This is a genomic window from Streptomyces sp. NPDC018693, from assembly GCF_044391385.1.
GTDB lineage: Bacteria > Actinomycetota > Actinomycetes > Streptomycetales > Streptomycetaceae > Streptomyces.
Window position 1 is genome coordinate 429909 of sequence record NZ_JBIRZZ010000002.1, and the last position, 17038, is coordinate 446946.

Below are 17038 nucleotides of genomic sequence, written 5' to 3' on the forward strand. Positions count from 1 at the left end.
AGGACTCATGCCTCCCGCCGTACCTCCACCACGCGGAACCGGTTGGCCACGAACGCCCCGTCGCACAGCGCCGAGTTGGCCGCCGGATTGCCGCCCGACCCGTGGAAGTCGGAGAACGCGGCGGTCTGGTTGACGTACACCCCGCCCGTGAGGTTGAGCGACAGCTGGGCGGCCTCCTCGAAGCAGACCTCCTGGACGGCCTGCTCGACCTCCGCGTCGGTCGTGTACGCGCCGACGGTCATCGCGCCCTTCTCGCGGACCGTGCGCCGCAGCAGCTCCACCGCGTCGCCCGCGGAGTCGACCGCGACGGCGAAGGACACCGGGCCGAAGCACTCGCTCATATAGGCGGCCTCGGCCTCCGGCTTGGCGCCGTCCAGCTTGACGATCACCGGCGTCCGCACGACCGCGCCCGGGAAGTCCGGGTGGGTGACCTCACGCGAGGCGAGAGCGACCTCGCCCAGCCCGGCCGCCGCCTCCAGCCGCGCCTTGACGTCCGGGTTGACGATCGCGCCGAGGAGGGCGTTCGCGCGCGCGTCGTCGCCGAGCAGACCGTCCACCGCGCGCGAGAGGTCGGCGACCACCTCGTCGAAGGTCTTCGGGCCCTGGTCGGTGCGGATGCCGTCGCGCGGGACGAGCAGGTTCTGCGGGGTGGTGCACATCTGGCCGCTGTACAGGGACAGCGAGAACGCCAGGTTGGACAGCATGCCCTTGTAGTCGTCCGTCGACTCCACGATCACCGTGTTGACGCCGGCCTTCTCGGTGTAGACCTGCGCCTGACGGGCGTTCGCCTCCAGCCAGTCGCCGAAGGCGGTGGAGCCGGTGTAGTCGATGATCCGGATCTCGGGGTGGGTGGCGAGCGGCTTCGCGATGCCCTCACCGGCGCGTTCGGCGGCCAGCGCGACCAGGTTCGGGTCGAAGCCGGCGTCGGCGAGGACCTCGCGGGCGATCTTCACGGTGAGCGCGAGCGGGAGCACCGCGCGCGGGTGCGGCTTGACCAGGACGGCGTTGCCGGTGGCCAGGGACGCGAACAGGCCCGGGTAGCCGTTCCACGTCGGGAAGGTGTTGCAGCCGATGACCAGGCCGATGCCGCGCGGGACGGGAGTGAACGCCTTGGTGAGCGCGAGCGGGTCGCGCTTGCCCTGCGGCTTGGTCCACTCGGCGGTGTCGGGGGTGCGGACCTGCTCCACGTACGCGTACGCCACCGCCTCCAGGCCGCGGTCCTGCGCGTGCGGGCCGCCGGCCTGGAACGCCATCATGAACGCCTGTCCGGAGGTGTGCATGACCGCGTGCGCGAACTCGTGCGTCCGGTCGCTGATCCGCTTGAGGATCTCCAGGCAGACCACCGCGCGCACCTCTGCGCCCGCGTCCCGCCATGCGCGCTGACCGGCCTTCATGGCGGGCAGCAGCACATCGAGGTCCGCGTGCGGGTAGGTCACGCCCAGCTCGATGCCGTACGGCGAGACCTCGTCGCCCACCCAGTCGTCGGTGCCGGGCTGGCCGAGGTCGAGACGGGTGCCGAGGAGGGCGTCGAAGGCGGCCTTGCCCGCCGCCATGTCCAGGCTGCCGTTCTCCCCGTACGCCTTCGGGTGCTCGGGGTGCGGGGACCAGTACGCGCGCGTGCGGATCGCTTCCAGCGCCTGGTCGAGCGTGGGCCGGTGCGTGGCGATCAGTTCGTGCGCGGTCAGTCGGGCGGCCATGCGGGACCAACTCCTCGTTCCAAGAGCTCTCCGTCGAGCTCATGACCTGGGCGGAAACATGGGCAGGAACAGCCAGTGAGAGTTAGAGTAACCGAACGATCGGTCGGGACAAGGGGGCCTGCCGCATCTGTGGAAAACCCCGTGCGGGAGGATCGCGCTCATGACAGCACTCGACCTCAGCAGTCCTGTGGGCGTCGTCGGCACCGGCACCATGGGCCAGGGCATCGCCCAGGTCGCGCTGGTCGCCGGTCACCCCGTACGGCTGTACGACGCCGTCCCCGGCCGCGCCCGTGAAGCGGCCGCCGCGATCGGCGCCCGGCTCGACCGGCTGGTCGAGAAGGACCGCCTCACCGCCGCCGGCCGCGACGCCGCGCGCGACCTGCTGCGGCCCGCCGAGGACCTCACCGGACTCGCGGACTGCGCCCTGGTCGTCGAGGCCGTCCTGGAGCGCCTCGACGTCAAGCAGGAGCTGCTGCGCGAGCTGGAGGCGATCGTCTCCGAGGACTGTCTGCTCGCCACCAACACCTCCTCCCTGTCGGTGACCGCCATCGGCGGCGCCCTGCGCAACCCGGGCCGCTTCGTGGGCCTGCACTTCTTCAACCCGGCGCCGCTGATGCCGCTGGTCGAGGTCGTCTCCGGGTTCGCCACCGACGTCACCTCGGCCACGCGCGCGTACGAGACCGCCCGCGCCTGGGGCAAGACACCGGTCGCCTGCGCCGACACCCCCGGCTTCATCGTCAACCGCATCGCCCGCCCCTTCTATGCCGAGGCGTTCGCGGTCTACGAGGCGCAGGGCGCCGACCCAGCCACCATCGACGCGGTCCTGCGCGAGTGCGGCGGCTTCCGGATGGGTGCCTTCGAACTGACCGACCTGATCGGCCAGGACGTCAACGAGTCCGTCACCCACTCCGTCTGGAAGTCCTTCTTCCAGGACGTCCGCTTCACCCCGTCCCTGGCCCAGCGCCGCCTGGTCGAGTCGGGCCGGCTCGGCCGCAAGACCGGCCACGGCTGGTACGACCACGCCGAGGGCGCCGAGCGCCCCGAACCGCACACCGCGGAGCGGGTCCCGGCGCCCGGCCACGTCGTCGCCGAGGGCGACCTGGGCCCCGCAGGCGAGCTGCTCGCACTGATCCGCGAGGCGGGCATCCAGGTCCGCGAGGAGGAAGAGGACAACGGCACCCGCCTGGTGCTGCCCAGCGGCGGCCAGCTGGCCCTCGCCGACGGCCAGACCTCGGTGGAGTTCCGGGACGTCGTCTACTTCGACCTCGCGCTCGACTACCGTCGCGCCACCCGTGTCGCCCTGTCCGCCTCCCAGGACACCTCCCCGCAGACCCTCGCCGAGGCCACCGGCCTCTTCCAGGCCCTCGGCAAGGACGTCAGCGTCATCGGCGACGTACCGGGCATGATCGTCGCCCGCACGGTCGCGCGGATCGTCGACCTCGCACACGACGCCGTCGCCAAGGGCGTCGCCACCGAGGAGGACATCGACACCGCGATGCGCCTCGGCGTCAACTACCCCCTCGGCCCCTTCGAGTGGAGCCGCAGGCTCGGCCGCGGCTGGGCCTACGACGTCCTGGACGAGCTGCACGTGCGCGAGCCCTCCGGCCGCTACGCGCCGTCCCTCGCGCTGTACCGCCACGCGTACGCCTCGGACAAGCGGGAGGGCAGCACCTCGTGACGACCGCCAAGCGCGACACGTACACCCCGGAGACCCTGCTGTCGGTCGCCGTGCAGGTCTTCAACGAGCGCGGCTACGACGGCACGTCCATGGAGCACCTCTCCAAGGCGGCCGGCATCTCCAAGTCGTCGATCTACCACCACGTCGCCGGCAAGGAGGAGCTGCTGCGCCGCGCCGTCAGCCGCGCCCTCGACGGGTTGTTCGGCATCCTCGACGAGGAACACGCGCGCGTGGGGCGCGCCGCCGAGCGCCTCGAGTACGTGGTGCGCCGCATGGTCGAGGTCCTCATCGCCGAACTCCCCTACGTCACCCTCCTGCTCCGCGTGCGCGGCAACACCGGCACCGAGCGCTGGGCCCTGGACCGCCGCCGCGACTTCGACCACCGCGTCGCCGAACTCCTCAAGGCGGCCGCCGCCGACGGCGACGTACGCACCGACGTCGAGGTCCGCCTCGCCACCCGCCTCGTCTTCGGCATGATCAACTCCATCGTGGAGTGGTACCGCCCGGACGCCCGCGGCATGACCGAACGCGAGGTGGCCGACGCGGTGGTGAGGCTGGTCCTCGGGGGCCTACGACACGCGGACTGACCGCCTCGTCGAGCTTGAGTACGCGCACGCGTGCACGCGTGAGTACGACCCCTGATGCGCCGGGTGGGCGCGGCTAGTGGGCTGGGACGCATGAGCCAGAACGTCATGCGGAGCTCGAACGCCCACCCCACGTGGTGGAAGGCGCCCCTCACGGCCTCCCTGTGCGCCCTGCCGCTCCTCCTGCTGGAGTACCCGCTGGTACGGGTCCCGGGAGGGCCTCGGTGCCTTCGGCGGTCTCTTCTCCTGGACGCTGGGCCTGCTCACACTCGCCTGGGTGCTGCCCCACCGCCAGTCCCTGGCGTATGCGCGTCGGCTGTTCGCAGGCGCCGGGCTCGGGTGTGCGGTGCTTCCGCCGCTGTACGCGGTGCTGTTCGGGCTGGCATGGGTGCTCTCGGCCTGACGGTCGTGGACGCGGTCAGCCCTGTGGTTCCAGGTCCTCCTCCTCGAAGACCAGCAGGGTGCGGGTGCTGAGGACCTCGGGGATGGCCTGGAGGCGGGTGAGGACCAGTTCGCGCAGGGCGCGGTTGTCGGGGGTGTGCACCAGGAGGAGCACGTCGAAGTCGCCGCCGACCAAGGCGATGTGGGAGGCGCCCGGCAACTGCCTGAGCTGCTCGCGGACCGTGCGCCAGGTGTTCTGGACGATCTTGAGGGTGATGTACGCGGACGTGCCGTGACCGGCGCGCTCGTGGTCGACGCGGGCGCCGAAGCCGCGGATCACCCCGTCCTCGACGAGCCGGTTGATGCGCGCGTAGGCGTTGGCCCGCGAGACATGGACCCGCTCGGCGACCGACCGAATCGAGGCGCGGCCGTCCGTCTGGAGCATCCGCAGGATGTCGTGGTCGATGGCGTCGAGGGGCCGAGGGGGAGGGAGGACGAGCCCCGCGTCCGCGCCTTCGGCCATTTGTTCAGATGCCATGTCCCCCCGCCTCCCTACCATGGACGTACTGCGTCCATCTCAGGCTGTGGAGAACCGTTTGTCCACAGCCTGAGGGCACCCGTAGCCAAAATGTGCCGACGACCGAACAATCGGTAGGTGAGGCGCATCACAGCCGACGCGCCTCCCCGTAGCCGCTCCCACGAGGAGGTGCCGTCATGACGGTCATGGAGCAGCGAGGCGCATACCGGCCCACACCGCCGCCCGCCTGGCAGCCCCGCATGGACCCCGCGCCCCTGCTGCCCGACGCGGAGCCGTACCGCGTCCTCGGCACGGAGGCCGCCGCCCATGCCGACCCCGAGCTGCTGCGCCGGCTCCACGCCCAGCTGGTCCGCGGCCGCCGCTACAACGCGCAGGCCACCGCCCTCACCAAGCAGGGCCGCCTGGCCGTCTACCCCTCCAGCACCGGCCAGGAGGCGTGCGAGGTCGCCGCCGCGCTCGCCCTCGAGGAGCGCGACTGGCTCTTCCCCAGCTACCGCGACACCCTCGCCGCCGTCGCCCGCGGCGTCGACCCCGTCGAGGCGCTCACCCTGCTGCGCGGCGACTGGCACACCGGCTACGACCCGTACGAACACCGCGTGGCCCCCCTGTGCACCCCCCTCGCCACCCAGCTGCCGCACGCCGTAGGGCTGGCGCACGCCGCCCGCCTCAAGGGTGACGACGTGGTCGCCCTGGCGATGGTCGGCGACGGCGGCACCAGCGAGGGCGACTTCCACGAGGCGCTGAACTTCGCCGCCGTCTGGCAGGCCCCCGTCGTCTTCCTCGTGCAGAACAACGGCTTCGCCATCTCCGTGCCGCTCGACAAGCAGACCGCCGCCCCCTCCCTGGCCCACAAGGCCGTCGGATACGGCATGCCGGGCCGCCTGGTCGACGGCAACGACGCGGTCGCCGTCCACGAGGTGCTCTGCGAGGCCGTGCGCCGTGCGCGCGCGGGCGGCGGCCCCACCCTGGTGGAGGCGATCACCTACCGCATCGACGCCCACACCAACGCCGACGACGCCACCCGCTACCGCGGCGACGCCGAGGTCGACACCTGGCGCGACCACGACCCGATCCTGCTGCTGGAACGCGAGCTGACCGACCGCGGCCTGCTCGACGAGGACGCCGTGCACGCAGTCCGCCAGGACGCCGAGACCTTCGCCGCCGCCCTGCGCGAACGCATGAACCAGGACCCGAGCCTCGACCCCATGGACCTGTTCGACCACGTCTACGCCGAACCCACCCCGCAACTGCGGGAGCAGCGCGCCCAGTTGCTGGCCGAGCTGGACGCCGAGCGGGAGTCTCACGGAGGTGCCCACTGATGGCCACCGTCGCCCTCAAACCGGCCACCATGGCACAGGCCCTCACGCGCGCGATGCGCGACGCCATGGCCGCCGACCCCACCGTGCACGTCATGGGGGAGGACGTCGGCACCCTCGGCGGGGTCTTCCGCGTCACCGACGGCCTCGCCAAGGAGTTCGGCGAGGACCGCTGCACCGACACCCCGCTCGCCGAGGCGGGCATCCTCGGCACCGCCGTCGGCATGGCCATGTACGGCCTGCGCCCGGTCGTGGAGATGCAGTTCGACGCGTTCGCCTACCCGGCGTTCGAGCAGCTCGTCAGCCATGTCGCCCGCATGCGCAACCGCACCCGCGGCAAGATGCCCCTGCCCCTCACCATCCGCGTCCCCTACGGCGGTGGCATCGGCGGCGTCGAGCACCACAGCGACTCCTCCGAGGCGTACTACATCGCGACCCCGGGGCTCCATGTCGTCACTCCCGCCACCGTCCCCGACGCCTACGGGCTGCTGCGCGCCGCCATCGCCTCCGACGATCCGGTCGTCTTCCTCGAACCCAAGCGCCTGTACTGGTCGAAGGACTCCTGGAACCCGGACGAGCCGCAGAGCGTTGAACCGATCGGCCGTGCGGTGGTGCGGCGCTCGGGCCGGAGCGCCACGCTCGTCACCTACGGTCCGTCGGTGCCCGTCTGCCTCGAAGCCGCCGAGGCGGCCCGGGCCGAGGGGTGGGACCTCGAAGTCGTCGACCTGCGCTCGCTGGTGCCGTTCGACGACGAGACGGTCTGCGCCTCGGTACGGCGGACCGGCCGCGCGGTCGTCGTGCACGAGTCGGGCTCCTTCGGCGGCCCGGGCGGGGAGATCGCGGCCCGCGTCACGGAGCGCTGCTTCCACCACCTGGAAGCCCCGGTGCTCCGCGTCGCCGGCTTCGACATCCCCTATCCGCCGCCGATGCTGGAGCGCCACCACCTGCCCGGTGTCGACCGCATCCTGGACGCCGTGGCGCGTCTGCAATGGGAGGCCGAGAGCTGATGGCACAGGTGCTGGAGTTCAAGCTGCCGGACCTCGGTGAAGGGCTCACCGAGGCGGAGATCGTGCGCTGGCTGGTCCAGGTCGGCGATGTCGTCGCCATCGACCAGCCGGTCGTCGAGGTCGAGACGGCCAAGGCGATGGTCGAGGTGCCCTGCCCCTACGGCGGTGTCGTCACCGCCCGTTTCGGTGAGGAGGGCACGGAGCTCCCGGTCGGCGCCCCCCTGCTGACGGTGGCGGTCGGCGCGTCGGCCTCCGGCGGTTCGGCAGCCACCACGCCGCCTGCGGAAAAGGCCGAGCCCAGGACCGAGGGCTCGGGCAACGTCCTCGTGGGCTACGGCACCGGTGAGCCCCCGGCGCGCCGCCGCCGGGTGCGGCCGACGGCCCCCCAGGCCCCCGCGGCGGCCTCGCCCAACGGCCTGCGCACGGCCTCCTCCGGGGCTTCCCCCGCCCCCACGGCCGCCTCTGCCGCCCCCGCGGCCTTCGCCGCCCCCTCGGCCGCTCCCGCCCCGGAGTCCGCCCCCGGCGAGGGCCCCGTCCCCGTGATCTCCCCCCTTGTGCGCCGGCTCGCCCGCGAGCACGGCCTGGACTTGCGGGAGCTGCACGGCTCCGGTCCCGACGGGCTGATCCTGCGGGCGGACGTGGAGGACGCGCTGCGGGTCGCCGCCGCGCAGGGCCGTACGGCCGCTCAGCCCCAGGCCCAGCCCGTTCAGCCGGCCACCGTGCCCGCACCGCCGACCCCTGTCACGGGCGGTACACGCGTCCCCCTCAAGGGCGTGCGGGGCGCGGTCGCCGACAAGCTCTCCCGCAGCCGGCGTGAGATCCCTGACGCGACCTGCTGGGTGGACGCCGACGCGACGGAGCTGATGCGCGCGCGTGCCGCCATGAACGCCGCAGGGAGCCCGAAGATCTCCCTCCTCGCGCTGCTCGCCCGCATCTGCACCGCCGCCCTGGCCCGGTTCCCGGAGCTGAACTCCACGGTCGACACGGCGGCCCGGGAGGTCGTCCGGCTGGACCACGTCCATCTGGGCTTCGCCGCGCAGACGGAGCGGGGCCTCGTCGTCCCCGTCGTCCGGGACGCGCACGCCCGCGACGCCGAGGGACTCACGGCGGAGTTCGCCCGCCTCACCGAGGCCGCCCGCACGGGCACCCTCACCCCGGGCGAGCTGACCGGCGGCACCTTCACGCTGAACAACTACGGCGTGTTCGGCGTCGACGGCTCCACGCCGATCATCAACCACCCGGAGGCGGCGATGCTCGGCGTCGGCCGCATCGTGCCCAAGCCCTGGGTGCACGAGGGCGAACTGGCCGTGCGCCAGGTCGTGCAGCTCTCGCTCACCTTCGACCACCGCGTGTGCGACGGCGGCACGGCGGGCGGTTTCCTGCGCTATGTGGCGGACTGCGTCGAACAGCCGGCGGTGCTGCTGCGCACGCTGTGACGGCAGGGCCGTCCGGCCCCTTGCGACGGCGGGCCCTCCGGCCCATTTCCCTGGGCGCGGAGGGCCGCATACTCGTGGGGTGACCTCCAACCCGCCCCCGGCCCCCGACGGCCCCGCCGCTGAGGCCCCCGGCGCCCACGACGGCCCAGGCGCCCCCGGCGCCTACGACGCCGTCGTCCTGGCCGGTGGCGGCGCCCGGCGGCTCGGCGGCGCCGACAAGCCGGGCCTGCGCGTCGGCGGCCGCGCCTTGCTGGACCGGGTCCTCGCCGCCTGCGCCGACGCCCGCACCACGGTCGTCGTCGCCGACCCCCGCCCCACCGCCCGCCCCGTGACCTGGGCGCGTGAGGAGCCGCCCGGCGGGGGTCCGCTCGCCGCGCTCGACGCCGGCCTGCGGCACACCACCGCCGACCAGATCGTCGTCCTCTCCGCCGACCTGCCCTTCCTGCGCGCCGGAACCGTACGGAGGCTGCTGACCGCCCTGCGCTCCGGCGACGCCGAGGGCGCGCTGCTCACCGACGCCGACGGCCGCGACCAGCCGCTCGTCGCCGCGTACGACACCCGGCGGCTGCGGCGGATCCTCACCACCGTCGCGGCCGGGCACGACCGCGGCCTCACCGGCCGGCCGCTGCGGCTGCTCATGGCCGAACTGAACCTCACCCGCGTCCCGGACCCCGTCGCGTCCTTCGACTGCGACACCTGGGACGACCTCGTCACCGCCAGGGCACGTATCAGGGAGCATGGCCACGTGTTGGATGAATGGATCTCCGCAGTCAAGGACGAGCTGGGCATCGACCTGGACGTCGACACCGGCGTCCTGCTCGACCTCGCCCGCGACGCCGCCCACGGGGTGGCCCGCCCGGCAGCCCCGCTGACCACCTTCCTCGTCGGCTACGCGGCCGCACAGTCCGGCGGAGGCCCCGAGGCGGTCGCGCAGGCCGCCCGCAAGGCCGCCGCGCTCGCCCAGCTCTGGGCGGCGGAGGACGCCGACGAGCCCGACGTGGCGCCCGACGCCACCCCCGACACCCGACCGGACGCCGGATGACCGCCCGCGGCACCCGCGAGGGCCAGGACGCCGACGACCTCGACGTCGAGGAGGTGCTCGCTCTCGTGAACCACGGCAACGGCTCCGCCGACCGGGGACCGGCCCGGGCCCCCGCAGCCGCACCGGCGGACACCGCCGGCACCCGCCCCGCCCACGACCCCCACCACCGGGCCACCCCCTGGCCCGAGGCCCGTGCGCTCGCGGCCCGTGCCCCCCGCGCCGCCGCCCGCCGAGCCCCCGTCTCGGTGACCCTCGACGACGCCCTCGGCCTGGTCCTCGCCGCCCCGCTGACCGCCCTCACCGACCTGCCCTCCTTCGACACCTCCGCGATGGACGGCTGGGCGGTCGCCGGACCGGGCCCCTGGGACGTGCGCGACGACGGCGTCCTGGCCGGACACGGGGCGCCCGAGGGCCTTGCCGACGGGGAGGCCGTCCGCATCGCCACCGGCGCCCGTATCCCGCCGGACACCACCGCCGTCCTGCGCAGCGAGCACGGCCGCACCGACGACAAGGGCCGGCTGCACCCCACCCGGGACGTGCGGCACGGCCAGGACATCCGTCCGCGCGGCCAGGAGTGCCGCAGCGGCGACCAGCTGCTGCCCACCGGCGCCGTCGTGACCCCGGCCGTCCTCGGTCTCGCCGCGGCCGCCGGGTACGACACCCTCGCCGCCGTGCCCCGGCCCCGCGCCGAGATCCTCGTCCTGGGCGACGAACTGCTCACCGAGGGCCGCCCGCACGACGGGCTCATCCGGGACGCCCTCGGCCCGATGCTGCCGCCGTGGCTGCGAGCCCTGGGCGCCGACGTGGTGGCCGTCCGGCGGCTCGGCGACGACGCGGAGGCCCTGCACCGGGCCGTCACGACCTCCACCGCCGACCTGATCCTCACCACCGGCGGCACTGCCTCCGGCCCCGTCGACCATGTCCACCCGGTCCTGCGGCGCGTCGGCGCCGAGCTGCTGGTCGACGGCGTCAAGGTGCGCCCCGGACACCCGATGCTGCTGGCCCGCCTCAAGGACGACCAGCACCTCGTCGGCCTGCCCGGCAACCCCCTGGCGGCCGTCTCCGGCCTGCTCACACTCGCCGAGCCCCTGCTGCGGACTCTGGCAGGGCGCCCCGCGCAGGAGCCGTACGCCCTGCCGCTGAGAGACGCGGCGCACGGGCACCCGTACGACACCCGGCTGATCCCGGTCGTGCTGCGCGGCGACCGCGCCGTGCCGCTGCACTACAACGGTCCGGCGATGCTGCGGGGCGTCGCGGCCGCCGATGCCCTGGCCGTCGTACCGCCGGGCGGGTCCTCGGCGGGTCAGGAGGTGGAGCTGCTCGACCTGCCCTGGGCGACGGGCGGAATCGGGGCATGTTTCACGTGAAACCTCGAAAGCGTCCGCAATGGTCCGTCCGTGGGTGTTTCACGTGAAACACGCTCAGGCCGGGGCGGTGGGCACGGCCCGGCGGATGGTGATCACCCGGTCCCCGGGCCGGAGTTCCGTCAGCCGGGGATCGGTGTAGTCCAGCAGGTCCTTGCCCCGCAGGACCGCCAGCACCAGATCCGCGCAGGCGCGGGGGCTCTTGCCGGTCTCCGCGTCCGTGACGGGACGTTCGACGAGGTCCAGGCCGCGGCCGATCGTCATGAGGTCCTCCAGCGTGTCGGCCACCCGGGGGCTGACCATGGCGACGCCGAGGAGCCGGCCGGCCGAGCTGGAGCTGGTCACGACGGTGTCGGCGCCGGACTGCTTGAGCAGCGGCACGTTCTCGTCCTCCCGCGCGGCGACGACGATCGTGGCGCGCCGGTTCAGCTGGCGGGCGGTCAGGGTGACCAGGGCGGCCGTGTCGTCGCGCTGCGGGGCGACGATGATGCGGGCCGCGCGGTGCACCTCCGCCTTGAGGAGCGTCTCGGAGCGGGTGGCGTCCCCGGTCACCGCCACCAGGCCGTTGTCGCCGGCCATGTCGGCCGTCTTGCGCTGGGTGTCGACCACGACGATCCGGTCCTTGGCGACGCCTTGCCCGACGAGTGTCTCCACCGCGTGCCGGCCCTTGGTGCCGTAGCCGACGACGACCACGTGGTCGCGCACACGGCTGCGCCAGCGGTGGACGCGGACCTGGTGGCGGGTGCGCTCGGTGAGCACCTCCAGGGTGGTGCCGACCAGGATGATCAGGAACAGCACCCGCAGCGGGGTGATGACCAGGATGTTGACGAGCCGGGCCGCGTCGCTGACCGGGGTGATGTCGCCGTAGCCGGTGGTGGAGAGGCTGACGGTGGCGTAGTAGAGCGCGTCGAGGAGGCTCACGGTGCCGTCCACGCCGTCCTCGTAGCCGTCGCGGTCGAGGAGCACGACCAGGGTGGTGACGGCCAGCACCAGCAGGGCCAGGGCGAGTCGTCGCATCACCTGCTGGAGCGGTGGCAGGGCGCTGCGCAGCGGCATCGTGATGGACCGGCCCGCCTCGGCGTCCTCGGCGGCCTCGCCCCGTGAGCGGCGGCGCCACAGGGACTTCACGAGGGACAGCTTCGCCGCCCCGGGAACATGCGGCTCGTGGTGGTCCTTCAAGGTGCGCCCCCTGTGGTGTCGTGCCGAGCAGTGGGCACCATGGTCGTCGGGCAGGGGCACCGCCGTCAGGCCGCCACACATGCCCCTCACCAGGTTTCGCCCCATGTCACCGGAGGATCACCTTGCGCGACCACATCGTCGTCGTCGGATTCGGTACGAAAGGCCGGGCCGCGACCCGGACCGTCTGTGGGAGCGGTCTGCGCAAGGACCAGGTCGTGGTGATCGACCCCAGCGCCAAGATGATCGAGATGGCGGAGGCCGAGGGCTTCGAGGGCGTGGTCGGGGACGCCACCCGCAGCGATGTGCTGCGCCGGGCGGAGGTGCAGCGGGCCGGGAAGATCATCATCGCGACCCAGCGTGACGACACCGCCGTCCTCGTCTCGTTGACGGCCCGCCAGCTCAACCGGGGGGCGACGATCGTGGTCGCGGTGCGGGAGGAGGAGAACGCGCCGCTGCTGCGCCAGTCCGGTGCCGACGAGGTCATCACCAGCGCCGGCGCGGCCGGACGGCTGCTCGGTCTGGCGGCGCTCAGCCCGGCGGCCGGCCTGGTCATCGAGGACCTGATGCACCAGGGCAACGGCCTCGGCCTCGTCGAACGGCCGGTCACCAAGGCCGAGTCGGGCCGGACCCCGCGAGAGATCGCCGACCTGGTGGTGAGTGTCGTACGCGGCCATCGGGTCCTCGCGTACGACGACCCGGACATCGGCGTGCTGGAGCCGATGGACCGGGTCGTCACGATCGTACGGACGAGGCGGGAGGGAACTGAGGTGAGCTGAGCCCTACTTGCGGTTGTACAGGCGCATCGTCACCGGCCCGAAGACCAGCACGAACAGGCCGGCCCACCCCAGTGACCAGGCGATCTCGGCGGCCGGCCAGTCGCCCGCCATCAGTCCGCGCACCGCCGACGCCAGATGCGTGACCGGGCTGTTGTTGACGAACGCCTGCAGCCAGCCCGGCATGGTCTTCGGGTCGACGAACACATTGGACAGGAAGGTCAGCGGGAAGATCACCATCATGCTGACGCCCATCACCGACTTCTCGGTGCGCAGCAGCAGCCCGAACATCGTCCAGATCCACGAGAACGCGAACGAGAAGACGATCAGCAGGGCGATCCCGGCGACCACGCCGCCGACCCCGCCGTCCGGGCGGTAGCCGAGGACCAGGCCGACGGTGAGCATCACCACGGACGCGATCGCGTACCGCAGGGCGTCGCCCAGCAGATAGCCGACCATGGTCGACGGCCGCCAGATGGGCAGCGAGCGGAACCGGTCGAAGACGCCCTTCTCGATGTCGGTGTTCACCGAGACGCCTGTGTACATCGTGATCATCACGACCGACATCACCAGGATGCCCGGCAGCAGGAACTGGATGTACTCCTTCGGGGAGCCGGCCAGGGCGCCCCCGAACAGGTACGTGTACATCAGGACCATCATGATCGGGAACGCGGTGACGTCGAAGAGCTGTTCCGGGACGTGCTTGATCTTCAGGATCGCCCGCCAGCCGAAGGTGAGGGAGGCGGACCAGGCGCTCGGCCGCGCCGGCCGCTCCCCGGTGACCAGCAGCTCGGCGAGCGACTCGGCGCTGACGGGGGCGAGTTCCTGGCTCTCGGTCTGCGTTGCGGTGCTCATACGGCTGCCTCGCTCTGCTCGTGGTCCTTGGTGTCGTGCCCGGTCAGGGCGAGGAAGACCTCGTCCAGGCTGGGCTGGCCCAGGGAGAAGTTGTCGACGGTGACGCCGGCGCCGGCCAGCTCGGCGAGTGCGCGGGCGGCCTGCTCGGCGGCGCCGAGGCCGTTCGCCGCGCCGGGGCTCAGCCGGGCCGTCAGCGCCACCGGGTCGGCGTCGTGCTGCACCTGCGCGTCGAGCACCAGCCGCAGCACCCGCTCGGCCGTCGGGCGCTGCGCGGCGTCCCGCAGCCGCAGATGGACGGAGCCCGCGCCGACGGAAGCCTTCAGCTCGCCCTTCGTGCCCTCGGCGATCACCTTGCCGTGGTCGATCACGGCGATCCGGGACGCCAGTTGGTCGGCCTCGTCCAGGTACTGCGTGGTCAGCAGCACGGTGGTGCCCTGGGCGACGACCGCCCGCACGATGTCCCAGACGTGGTTGCGGCTGCGCGGGTCGAGGCCGGTCGTCGGCTCGTCGAGGAACAGCAGGTCGGGGCGGTTGAGGATGGACGCGGCGATGTCGATGCGGCGGCGCATGCCGCCGGAGTAGTGCTTGACCTGCTTCCCGGCCGCCTCCGCCAGCCCGAACGCCTCCAGCAGGCGCGCGGAGCGCTCCCGCGCGGCCTTCTTGTTGTGGCCGAGGAGCCGGCCGAGCAGTACCAGGTTCTCGGTGCCGGTCAGGTCCTCGTCCACCGACGCGTACTGCCCGGTCAGGCTGACCCGCGCACGCACCTCGTCGGCCTCCCGCACGATGTCATGGCCGAAGACATGGGCCTCGCCGCCGTCGGGCCGCAGCAGGGTGGCGAGCATCTTCACGGTGGTGGTCTTACCGGCGCCGTTCGGCCCCAGGACGCCGTAGACCGTGCCGGCGGGCACGGCCAGGTCGACACCGTCGACGGCCCTGGTCTCACCGAACGTCTTCACCAGACCGGCCGTCTCGATGGCCAGGCCGGTGGTGTGCTGGCTCATGGTGGGAGTCCTTCCGCGTGCTCGGGTTACCCAGGGAAGACCTTCACCATGGCCCGGACTCATCGGTGATCGCACACTTTTTTTCTACGCGCCTGGACCCTCTTATCGTTTATCGATAGTATCGAGAAACGATAAGAGGGGTGCGGTGTGAACAGGAAGCCACTTGAGCCCATGGCCACGGCCGTCACGGTGCTGTGCGCGCTGATGGCGCTTGCACTGGCACTGAACGCGTACACGGCGTTCAGCCTCGGCGGCGCCTTCGGCTGGGGCGACGGCTCGGTCTGCGTCGTCGACGAGCAACAGCGTTCCGGAGTGCCGGACCCGTCCGTCCAGCTCTTCGACACCAAGCCCGGCATCGAGGTCAGCTCCGTGCCGGAATACTGCGACACCTCCCCCGGAGGCCGTGAACGGCTGCTGAGCACCCTCACCGAGCTGCCCTCGTCGGCCCTCTACATCGGCGCGCTCTTCCTGCTGAACTGGCTGCTGCGGGCGGCGGTGCGGGAGGCGGGCCCGTACACCACCCTCACCGCCCGGCGCATGCGACTGCTCGGCAGGTACCTCGTGGCCGGAAGCCTGATCGCTTATATCGTCGAGAGCACCGCGGGATTCTTCCTGCTCGCGTCCCTGCTCCCCGAGGACCGCCCGTTGCTCTTCCAGACCGACAACATTCCGCTCTTCGCGATCCTCACCGGGATCGGGCTGATCTCCTTCGCCCGGATCATGCACATCGGCGCCGCCATGCGCGAGGACCTGGAAGGCGTCGTCTGATGTCCCCGGCCGACGCCGACCCCCACGCGATCGAGATCCACCTCGACCGCCTCCTGCAGCAGCGCGGCATGACCCTCGCCGAACTCGCCGCCCAGGTCGGCGTGACCAACGTCAACCTGTCCATCCTCAAGAACGGCCGCGCCAAGGCGGTCCGCTTCAGCACCCTCACCCGCCTCTGCGAGGTCCTGGACTGCCAGCCCGGCGACCTGCTCAGCTACCGGCCCAAGTGAGAGCCCGGGCGTGGGCTGACCGTTGTCAGACATCGACACGGTCGATCTGGCCGCGGACGAGAGCCGGGCACATCGATTCCTTTCGCTGACCGTGGTGTGCCGAGCACGATTCCCACCGGGGGCCCTCCCCTGTTCAAGGCCGTGCGGGAAGCGTCCAGTTGACTCCCGGCGGCCTGAGGCGGGCGGTAGCGTCCCCTCATGCATGCGATCACGATTCCCGAACCCGGTGGGCCCGAGGCGCTGGTGTGGGCCGAGGTGGCCGATCCGGTGGCCGGTGAGGGCGAGGTGCTGGTCGAGGTGGTGGCCGGGGCCGTCAACCGGGCGGACATTCTGCAGCGGCAGGGGTACTACGATCCGCCGCCCGGCACTTCGCCCTATCCCGGGCTGGAGTGCTCGGGGCGCATCTCGGCGCTCGGGCCCGGTGTCTCCGGCTGGGCGGTGGGTGACGAGGTGTGCGCGCTGCTCTCCGGCGGCGGCTACGCCGAGAAGGTGGCCGTCCCTGCCGGGCAGCTGCTGCCGGTCCCCAAGGGCGTCGACGTCAAGCAGGCCGCCGCACTGCCCGAAGTGGTCTGCACGGTCTGGTCCAACGTCTTCATGATCTCCCACCTGCGCCCCGGCGAGACCCTGCTAGTGCACGGCGGCTCCAGCGGCATCGGCACCATGGCGATCCAGCTGGCCAAGGCGGTCGGCGCGAAGGTCGCCGTCACCGCCGGCACCCCGCGGAAACTGGAGCGCTGCGCCGACCTGGGCGCCGACATCCTGATCAACTACCGCGAGCAGGACTTCGTCGAGGAGCTCGCCAAGGCCACCGACGGAGCCGGCGCCGACGTGATCCTCGACAACATGGGCGCCAAGTACCTGGACCGCAACGTCCGCGCGCTCGCCGCCGGCGGACGGCTCGCGATCATCGGTATGCAGGGCGGCGTCAAGGGCGAGCTGAACATCGGCGCGCTCCTCAGGAAGCGCGCCGCGATCAGCGCGACCTCGCTGCGCGCCCGGCCGCTCGGAGAGAAGGCGGCCATCGTCGCCGCCGCACGCGAGCATGTCTGGCCGCTCATCGACTCCGGCCATGTCCGCCCCGTCGTGGACCGCGAGATCCCGATGCCGGACGCGGCCACCGCCCACCGGGTCGTCGAGGAGAGCGGCCATGTGGGGAAGGTGCTGCTGGTCGTACCGTAGGCGACCGGCA

The 17038-nt window shown here is 72.5% G+C and carries 16 protein-coding genes and 1 pseudogene; 12 read left to right on the forward strand and 5 right to left on the reverse strand.

Going from position 1 to position 17038, the window contains the following annotated elements; genetic code table 11:
- Window positions 1-5: 5 nt before the first annotated feature.
- Entirely contained in the window at window positions 6-1697 is a 1692-nt protein-coding gene (paaN, locus tag ACH5AC_RS06325; protein ID WP_398860496.1) for a phenylacetic acid degradation protein PaaN, read from the reverse strand.
- A 160-nt stretch (window positions 1698-1857) separates the two neighbouring features.
- Here paaN and ACH5AC_RS06330 point away from each other — a divergent pair, with 160 nt between their 5' ends.
- The 3 genes from ACH5AC_RS06330 (at window position 1858) to ACH5AC_RS06340 (ending at window position 4362) form a co-directional block, all read left to right on the forward strand.
- Window positions 1858-3375, forward strand: a complete 1518-nt coding sequence (locus tag ACH5AC_RS06330; RefSeq protein WP_398860497.1) for a 3-hydroxyacyl-CoA dehydrogenase — start codon at window positions 1858-1860, stop codon at window positions 3373-3375.
- On the forward strand, window positions 3372-3962 hold the full coding sequence (locus ACH5AC_RS06335; RefSeq protein ID WP_398860498.1) for a TetR/AcrR family transcriptional regulator: 591 nt from the start codon (window positions 3372-3374) through the stop codon (window positions 3960-3962). The genes ACH5AC_RS06330 and ACH5AC_RS06335 overlap by 4 nt, the downstream gene beginning before the upstream one ends.
- 274 nt (window positions 3963-4236) lie before the next feature.
- Window positions 4237-4362: a hypothetical protein gene (locus ACH5AC_RS06340; RefSeq protein ID WP_398860499.1), complete on the forward strand. Its 126-nt coding sequence runs from the start codon at window positions 4237-4239 to the stop codon at window positions 4360-4362.
- A gap of 15 nt (window positions 4363-4377) precedes the next feature.
- Here ACH5AC_RS06340 and ACH5AC_RS06345 read toward each other — a convergent pair whose 3' ends face one another.
- The gene (locus ACH5AC_RS06345; protein ID WP_398860500.1) at window positions 4378-4878 is read right to left on the reverse strand and encodes an Lrp/AsnC family transcriptional regulator; all 501 of its coding nucleotides are present in this window, start codon (window positions 4876-4878) and stop codon (window positions 4378-4380) included.
- A gap of 176 nt (window positions 4879-5054) precedes the next feature.
- Between ACH5AC_RS06345 and pdhA the strand changes: the two genes are divergently transcribed.
- From pdhA to ACH5AC_RS06370, 5 genes are all read left to right on the forward strand, one after another.
- Window positions 5055-6197 carry a pyruvate dehydrogenase (acetyl-transferring) E1 component subunit alpha gene (pdhA, locus tag ACH5AC_RS06350; RefSeq protein WP_398860501.1) on the forward strand — a complete coding sequence of 381 codons (1143 nt, stop codon included), beginning with the start codon at window positions 5055-5057 and terminating at the stop codon, window positions 6195-6197.
- Window positions 6197-7201, forward strand: a complete 1005-nt coding sequence (locus ACH5AC_RS06355) for an alpha-ketoacid dehydrogenase subunit beta (RefSeq protein ID WP_398860502.1) — start codon at window positions 6197-6199, stop codon at window positions 7199-7201. Before pdhA ends, ACH5AC_RS06355 begins: the two co-directional genes overlap by 1 nt.
- Window positions 7201-8637: a dihydrolipoamide acetyltransferase family protein gene (locus ACH5AC_RS06360; RefSeq protein ID WP_398860503.1), complete on the forward strand. Its 1437-nt coding sequence runs from the start codon at window positions 7201-7203 to the stop codon at window positions 8635-8637. The genes ACH5AC_RS06355 and ACH5AC_RS06360 overlap by 1 nt, the downstream gene beginning before the upstream one ends.
- A 79-nt stretch (window positions 8638-8716) precedes the next feature.
- The gene (locus ACH5AC_RS06365) at window positions 8717-9679 is read left to right on the forward strand and encodes an NTP transferase domain-containing protein (protein ID WP_398860505.1); all 963 of its coding nucleotides are present in this window, start codon (window positions 8717-8719) and stop codon (window positions 9677-9679) included.
- Complete coding sequence (locus tag ACH5AC_RS06370) at window positions 9676-11046, forward strand: molybdopterin molybdotransferase MoeA (protein WP_398860507.1); 1371 nt, start codon at window positions 9676-9678, stop codon at window positions 11044-11046. The genes ACH5AC_RS06365 and ACH5AC_RS06370 overlap by 4 nt, the downstream gene beginning before the upstream one ends.
- Window positions 11047-11100: 54 nt before the next feature.
- Here the strand turns inward: ACH5AC_RS06370 and ACH5AC_RS06375 are convergent, their stop codons facing one another.
- Window positions 11101-12222 (reverse strand): potassium channel family protein, encoded by a 1122-nt coding sequence (locus ACH5AC_RS06375; protein ID WP_398860508.1) that lies wholly within the window; start codon window positions 12220-12222, stop codon window positions 11101-11103.
- Window positions 12223-12335: 113 nt separating this feature from the next.
- Between ACH5AC_RS06375 and ACH5AC_RS06380 the strand changes: the two are divergent.
- A pseudogene (locus tag ACH5AC_RS06380) lies at window positions 12336-12998 on the forward strand (potassium channel family protein); the annotation flags it as partial.
- Between the two features lie 3 nt (window positions 12999-13001).
- On the opposite strand, the gene ACH5AC_RS06385 reads toward ACH5AC_RS06380, so the two are convergent.
- Together ACH5AC_RS06385 and ACH5AC_RS06390 are read right to left on the reverse strand one after the other, a co-directional pair.
- Window positions 13002-13850, reverse strand: a complete 849-nt coding sequence (locus ACH5AC_RS06385; RefSeq protein WP_398860509.1) for an ABC transporter permease — start codon at window positions 13848-13850, stop codon at window positions 13002-13004.
- Complete coding sequence (locus ACH5AC_RS06390) at window positions 13847-14851, reverse strand: ATP-binding cassette domain-containing protein (protein ID WP_398860510.1); 1005 nt, start codon at window positions 14849-14851, stop codon at window positions 13847-13849. The genes ACH5AC_RS06385 and ACH5AC_RS06390 overlap by 4 nt, the downstream gene beginning before the upstream one ends.
- Window positions 14852-15022: 171 nt before the next feature.
- On the opposite strand from ACH5AC_RS06390, the gene ACH5AC_RS06395 reads away from it, so the two are divergent.
- From ACH5AC_RS06395 to ACH5AC_RS06405, 3 genes are all read left to right on the forward strand, one after another.
- Complete coding sequence (locus ACH5AC_RS06395) at window positions 15023-15619, forward strand: hypothetical protein (RefSeq protein WP_398860511.1); 597 nt, start codon at window positions 15023-15025, stop codon at window positions 15617-15619.
- On the forward strand, window positions 15619-15849 hold the full coding sequence (locus tag ACH5AC_RS06400; RefSeq protein ID WP_398860512.1) for a helix-turn-helix domain-containing protein: 231 nt from the start codon (window positions 15619-15621) through the stop codon (window positions 15847-15849). Before ACH5AC_RS06395 ends, ACH5AC_RS06400 begins: the two co-directional genes overlap by 1 nt.
- A gap of 198 nt (window positions 15850-16047) precedes the next feature.
- Window positions 16048-17028, forward strand: coding sequence for an NAD(P)H-quinone oxidoreductase (locus tag ACH5AC_RS06405; RefSeq protein ID WP_398860513.1), 981 nt, complete (start codon window positions 16048-16050; stop codon window positions 17026-17028).
- Window positions 17029-17038: the final 10 nt, after the last annotated feature.

What these genes read in the sequence shown, in the direction of transcription:
- ACH5AC_RS06330 (WP_398860497.1), top strand. Translation starts at nt 1,858, where the DNA reads ATGACAGCACTCGACCTCAGCAGTCCTGTGGGCGTCGTCGGCACCGGC.
- ACH5AC_RS06345 (WP_398860500.1), bottom strand. Translation starts at nt 4,878, where the DNA reads ATGGCATCTGAACAAATGGCCGAAGGCGCGGACGCGGGGCTCGTCCTC.
- ACH5AC_RS06370 (WP_398860507.1), top strand. Translation starts at nt 9,676, where the DNA reads ATGACCGCCCGCGGCACCCGCGAGGGCCAGGACGCCGACGACCTCGAC.
- ACH5AC_RS06355 (WP_398860502.1), top strand. Translation starts at nt 6,197, where the DNA reads ATGGCCACCGTCGCCCTCAAACCGGCCACCATGGCACAGGCCCTCACG.
- ACH5AC_RS06395 (WP_398860511.1), top strand. Translation starts at nt 15,023, where the DNA reads ATGGCCACGGCCGTCACGGTGCTGTGCGCGCTGATGGCGCTTGCACTG.
- paaN (WP_398860496.1), bottom strand. Translation starts at nt 1,697, where the DNA reads ATGGCCGCCCGACTGACCGCGCACGAACTGATCGCCACGCACCGGCCC.
- ACH5AC_RS06360 (WP_398860503.1), top strand. Translation starts at nt 7,201, where the DNA reads ATGGCACAGGTGCTGGAGTTCAAGCTGCCGGACCTCGGTGAAGGGCTC.
- ACH5AC_RS06405 (WP_398860513.1), top strand. Translation starts at nt 16,048, where the DNA reads ATGCATGCGATCACGATTCCCGAACCCGGTGGGCCCGAGGCGCTGGTG.
- ACH5AC_RS06385 (WP_398860509.1), bottom strand. Translation starts at nt 13,850, where the DNA reads ATGAGCACCGCAACGCAGACCGAGAGCCAGGAACTCGCCCCCGTCAGC.
- ACH5AC_RS06390 (WP_398860510.1), bottom strand. Translation starts at nt 14,851, where the DNA reads ATGAGCCAGCACACCACCGGCCTGGCCATCGAGACGGCCGGTCTGGTG.
- ACH5AC_RS06400 (WP_398860512.1), top strand. Translation starts at nt 15,619, where the DNA reads ATGTCCCCGGCCGACGCCGACCCCCACGCGATCGAGATCCACCTCGAC.
- pdhA (WP_398860501.1), top strand. Translation starts at nt 5,055, where the DNA reads ATGACGGTCATGGAGCAGCGAGGCGCATACCGGCCCACACCGCCGCCC.